At 54.5% G+C, this 1,934-nt stretch carries 2 protein-coding genes; both read right to left on the bottom strand.

The window, feature by feature from the left end:
• Positions 1-427: 427 nt before the first annotated feature.
• Complete coding sequence (locus ASU03_RS18460; protein WP_057833238.1) at positions 428-1,633, bottom strand: ISL3 family transposase; 1,206 nt, start codon at positions 1,631-1,633, stop codon at positions 428-430.
• A gap of 115 nt (positions 1,634-1,748) precedes the next feature.
• Positions 1,749-1,934, bottom strand: a 186-nt coding sequence (locus tag ASU03_RS21175; protein WP_197411280.1) for a hypothetical protein, incomplete at its 5' end; no start/stop codon positions are given.

The following is a 1,934-nucleotide window of genomic DNA, read 5'->3' as shown; positions in this document are numbered from 1 at the left end:
AAGGGTCATGGGCGTCAGGCGAGAGGCAGGCATTAAGGGGGTGCATCCGTAAGAGGGAGGAAAAATTTCGCGCGAATGGTAATGCTTGCCATTTGCTGGCGTGATTTATTCTTGCTCTGCTGGCCTGAATAAATATTTCTAAATATTTCTGCGTGTTTTTATGGTTTTTTTTGTCGCACCGGAAAATGCGTTACCCGCCAGCGCTTATTCACGTTATGAGTCGGCTGAGCGTCTATAACGCGTAAATAGTGGCTAAATAATATTGCTTAGACTTTTTTCGCCTAAATTCAGACGATTCACTAAATTGACACGTGGTTCAGGGCACGGATAGGATTCGCCTCAACGCCTGTGGCTAACCGCCATGACTTCTCTATAAAAAAATGGCCCGCGGCATGTTCGGTCGTCCGCGGGCCTTTTTTTAGGTTCTTCACGGATTACCGGGAAAGACGCTCTTGATCTTCATGAAAAAGAATTCGCTATCCCGGTAACCGTACGCCATCCGCTTGATGACCTTTATTCGATTGTTTATTCCTTCCAACTGACCGGTGTGCATCGGCCAGCGAACCCGGCTCACGATGCCCCGCCAGTAACCCTTTAGCCGTTTGGCGAACTGGATCAGAGCTGGTATTTCGCTTTCATGCGCATGGCGCAGCCATTGCTTCCAGGCCGATCGCCAACCCCAGGCAGTACTCGGGGTCCAGAGTGTTTTGAGTTCAGCCTTCATCAAGTAGACCGTCATCAACGCTTGGTTGGCCGCCAGTAGATCCTCCAGGCGGACCTGTTGTTCCGGCGTTTTCAAGTTCTGCGGATTGCGCAGCAACAGCCATCGCGCCTGCTTGATTACCTTGCGGGCAGGCTTGTCGTGACGCAACCGGTTAGCCTCGTCGACGCGGACCCGATCAATCACTTCTCGGCCATATTTGGCCACCACATGGAAGAGGTCGTAGACCACTCGCGCGTTGGGACAGTGCTGACGAACCTCCAAGTCAAAAGCGGTGTTCATGTCCATCGCCACCGCTTCGATTCGAGCACAACCCTCTGGCCCCAGTTCTTCGAAGAAAGGCCTGACCGCTGCTCGACTGCGACCTTCACCGATCCACAGCACTCGTCGTGTATCCGCATCCAGCACCACGCTGGCGTAACGATGACCTTTGAACAGCGCGAATTCGTCCATCACCAGGCGCCGTGGCTGCGCCTTTGGCAAAACGCTCAACGCCGCTTGCAAGGCTCGACGCTCCAGCAACCGAACGGTGTCCCAGTGCAGCCCAAACAGTTGAGCCACGTGCAGTGTGGGAAGGCGCTCGCAGGCTTGAATGACCGCCTCGGCCATACGCCGCGTCATGCGGGCATAGCGGTCCAGCCAACTGACGGCCTCCATACGTTTACCGCAGTCACGACAGCCAACACGCCTGAGCAACACGCTGAGGCGCACCGCACGGCCGAGAATCGGTAAATCGCGGACGGTTCGCTCGCAATACTCATGCGTGGTTGAACAGGGTTTTTGGCAGCCGCTACAGGAAGGGAATCGGGTGGCGTGGGGAATCAGGTCGATCTGAAGCGCGTCGCCATCAGGCTTGATCGTGACGACAGAAAAGCCCTCCCAAAAAGGAAGGAAAGTATTAATATCACGCATAAGAACGCCGGTTTGTTAGATGTGTTTGCTCGCACGAACATCATCAATCAAATCGGCGTTCTTGTTTCTGTGTTTCCCGGGATTCCGTGAAGAACCATTTTTTTCGCCTGGATTATTAGAAGCTCAGCGTACATTGGCCGAGGACACTCTGGTTACTGCTACGCGTGCCGAATTCGCTGCTGTAGGTCAGGCCGATGCTCTGGCTGGCGGACACTCCCACATCCAGCCCAGCCTTCAGCGCAAGACTGTCGCGGTCCAGCGAGGAGCCGTCGATGACGAAGTCACTGTTGAACACGGCCTT

This window comes from Colwellia sp. TT2012 (assembly GCF_001440345.1).
Lineage (GTDB): Bacteria > Pseudomonadota > Gammaproteobacteria > Enterobacterales > Alteromonadaceae > Colwellia.
The sequence above is the reverse complement of the archived record's forward strand: the minus strand, read 5'-3'. Positions and strand labels throughout refer to the sequence as shown.